Source organism: Nonomuraea sp. 10N515B, assembly GCF_052245915.1.
GTDB lineage: Bacteria > Actinomycetota > Actinomycetes > Streptosporangiales > Streptosporangiaceae > Nonomuraea.
Window position 1 is genome coordinate 1 of the sequence record NZ_JBQQBQ010000158.1, and the last position, 3556, is coordinate 3556.

The window sequence follows — 3556 nt, forward strand, 5'->3', positions numbered from 1 at the left end:
CTCAGACTTCTTCCACGCTGCTCGGCTCACGCCGGGACAGATCGATGCCGAGCTCCTCCGCGGCGCGGAAGACGTCCTCGTCGGTGTCGCGCATCTCGATGGACATGCCGTCGCTGGAGAGCACCTCGACATTCAGGCACAGCGACTGCATTTCCTTGATGAGCACCTTGAAGGACTCCGGAATACCGGGCTCGGGGATGTTCTCGCCCTTGACGATGGCCTCGTAGACCTTCACGCGGCCGAGCACGTCGTCGGACTTGATGGTCAGCTGCTCCTGCAGGGCGTAGGCGGCGCCGTACGCCTCCAGCGCCCACACCTCCATCTCACCGAAGCGCTGGCCACCGAACTGGGCCTTACCGCCGAGCGGCTGCTGGGTGATCATGGAGTAGGGGCCGGTCGACCGAGCGTGAATCTTGTCGTCGACCAGGTGCAGCAGCTTGAGGATGTAGATGTAGCCGACCGAGATCGGGTACGGGAACGGCTCACCACTGCGGCCGTCGAACAGCTGGGCCTTACCGGTCTCCTGCACCATGCGGTCACCGTCGCGGTTGGCCACGGTGTTGCTGAGCAGGCCGACGATCTCGGCCTCGTGGGCGCCGTCGAAGACCGGGGTGGCGACGTTGGTGCGCGGGGCCACCTTCTCAAAGCCCTTGTCACGCAGCCGCTCGGCCCAGGCCTCCTGGATGCCCGAGATGTCCCAGCCGCGGGCGGCGATCCACCCCAGATGGGTCTCCAGCACCTGACCCACGTTCATCCGGCCGGGCACGCCCAGCGGGTTGAGGATGATGTCGACCGGGGTGCCGTCCTCCAGGAACGGCATGTCCTCGACCGGCAGGATCTTGGAGATGACGCCCTTGTTGCCGTGCCGGCCGGCCAGCTTGTCACCGTCGGTGATCTTACGCTTCTGCGCCACATACACGCGCACCAGCTCGTTCACCCCCGGAGGCAGCTCGTCGCCCTCCTCACGGGAGAACACCCGCACCCCGATGACCTTGCCCTGCTCACCGTGCGGCACCTTCAGCGAGGTGTCACGCACCTCACGCGCCTTCTCACCGAAGATCGCACGCAGCAGCCGCTCCTCCGGGGTCAGCTCGGTCTCACCCTTCGGGGTGACCTTGCCGACCAGGATGTCGCCCGGCACGACCTCGGCGCCGATCCGGATGATGCCGCGCTCGTCGAGGTCGGCCAGGACCTCCTCCGACACGTTCGGGATGTCCCGGGTGATCTCCTCCGGACCCAGCTTGGTGTCCCGGGCGTCGACCTCGTGCTCCTCGATGTGGATCGAGGACAGCACGTCGTCCTGGACCAGCCGCTGAGACAAGATGATGGCGTCTTCGTAGTTGTGGCCCTCCCACGGCATGAACGCCACCAGCAGGTTCTTGCCCAGCGCCATCTCGCCCTTGTCGGTGCACGGGCCGTCGGCGATGACCTGGTTGACCTCCACCCGGTCGCCCTCGGCGACGATGGGCTTCTGGTTGAAGCTCGTGCCCTGGTTGGAGCGCTTGAACTTGGCCACCCGGTAGGTGGTGCGGGTGCCGTCGTCGTTCATCACGGTGATGTAGTCGGCCGAGACCTCCTCCACCACGCCCGCCTTCTCGGCGCTGATGACGTCACCGGCGTCGGTCGCAGCACGGTATTCCATGCCGGTGCCGACCAGCGGCGCCTCGCTCTTGAGCAGCGGCACCGACTGCCGCTGCATGTTGGAGCCCATGAGCGCCCGGTTGGCGTCGTCGTGTTCGAGGAACGGGATCATCGCCGTGGCCACCGACACCATCTGGCGCGGCGACACGTCGATGTAGTCGACCTCCTCGGCACGGGCGAGCTCGGTCTCACCGCCCTTGGTGCGGACCAGGACGCGGGCGTCGGCGAACGTGCCGTCGGCGTTGAGCACCGTGTTTGCCTGCGCCTTGACGTAGCGGTCTTCCTCGTCGGCGGTGAGGTAGTCGATCTGGCCGGTCACCTTGCCGTCGACGACCTTGCGGTAAGGCGTCTCGACGAAGCCGAAGGCGTTGATCCGCCCGTAGGAGGCCAGCGAGCCGATCAGACCGATGTTGGGACCTTCAGGGGTCTCGATCGGGCACATCCGGCCGTAGTGGGACGGGTGCACGTCACGGACCTCGAAGCCGGCCCGCTCACGGGACAGACCACCGGGACCCAGCGCGGACAGACGCCGCTTGTGCGTCAGGCCGGCCAGCGGGTTGGTCTGGTCCATGAACTGCGACAGCTGCGAGGTGCCGAAGAACTCCTTGATCGACGCCACGACCGGGCGAATGTTGATCAGGGTCTGCGGCGTGATCGCCTCGACGTCCTGCGTCGTCATACGCTCACGCACGACGCGCTCCATACGGGCCAGACCCAGGCGGACCTGGTTCTGGATGAGCTCGCCGACACTGCGCAGGCGGCGGTTGCCGAAGTGGTCGATGTCGTCGACCTCGACGATGGCATCGCCGTTGACGCCCGGCATCGACTCCTCGCCGGCGTGCAGGCGCACGATGTATTCGATCGTGGCGACGATGTCGTCTTCGGTGAGCGTGCCCTGGGTGATCTCCGAGTCGACGCCCAGCTTCTTGTTGATCTTGTAGCGGCCCACCTTGGCCAGGTCGTACCGCTTGGGATTGAAGTAGAGATTCTCCAGCAGCGTCTGCGCCGACTCCTTGGTCGGCGGCTCACCCGGCCGCAGCTTGCGGTAGATGTCCAGCAGCGCGTCATCCTGGCCGGCCGTGTGGTCCTTCTCCAGGGTGGCCCGCATCGACTCGTACTGGCCGAACCGCTCGAGGATCTTGTCGCTGGTCCATCCCAGTGCCTTGAGAAGCACGGTGACGGCCTGCTTGCGCTTACGGTCGATGCGCACACCGACACTGTCACGCTTGTCGATCTCGAACTCGAGCCAGGCACCACGCGACGGGATGACCTTGCAGCCGTACAGATCCTTGTCCGACGTCTTGTCGACATTGCGTTCGAAGTAGACGCCGGGCGAACGGACCAGCTGCGAGACCACGACACGCTCGGTGCCGTTGATGATGAACGTGCCCTTCGGCGTCATGAGCGGGAAATCACCCATGAACACCGTCTGGCTCTTGATCTCACCAGTGGTGTTATTGATGAACTCCGCCGTCACGAACATCGGGGCGGAGAAGGTCATGTCCTTGTCTTTGCACTCATCGACTGAGTACTTCGGCGGCTCGAACCGGTGGTCGCGGAACGACAAGGACATGGTCCCCGAGAAGTCCTCGATGGGACTGATCTCTTCGAAGATCTCTTCGAGGCCCGACTGGGTCGGGACGTCCTTGCGCCCGGCCTGACGAGCCGCCTCTACCCGGGCCTTCCACTTCTCGTTTCCGAGCAGCCAATCAAACGACTCGGTCTGCAGAGCGAGAAGGTCAGGAACTTCGAGAGGCTCCTGGATGCGCGAAAAAGAGACGCGACGGGGACCAGCGGGTACGGCGGAGGCGTTGCGCGAGGCTGCCAACAGATGTCCTTCCGAGGGCTCGCGGCGGACTGACTACACGCACGCCAGACAACCTCGCAACGTGAGCAAGCATCGCGGGTCGTCAAA

The 3556-nt window shown here is 65.1% G+C and carries 1 protein-coding gene; it reads right to left on the reverse strand.

Annotated features, from left to right (window positions below):
- Nucleotide 1: 1 nt before the first annotated feature.
- Nucleotides 2-3469 (reverse strand): DNA-directed RNA polymerase subunit beta, encoded by a 3468-nt coding sequence (gene rpoB / locus ACTWQA_RS58660; protein ID WP_443167439.1) that lies wholly within the window; start codon nt 3467-3469, stop codon nt 2-4.
- Between the last annotated feature and the right edge of the window lie 87 nt (nt 3470-3556).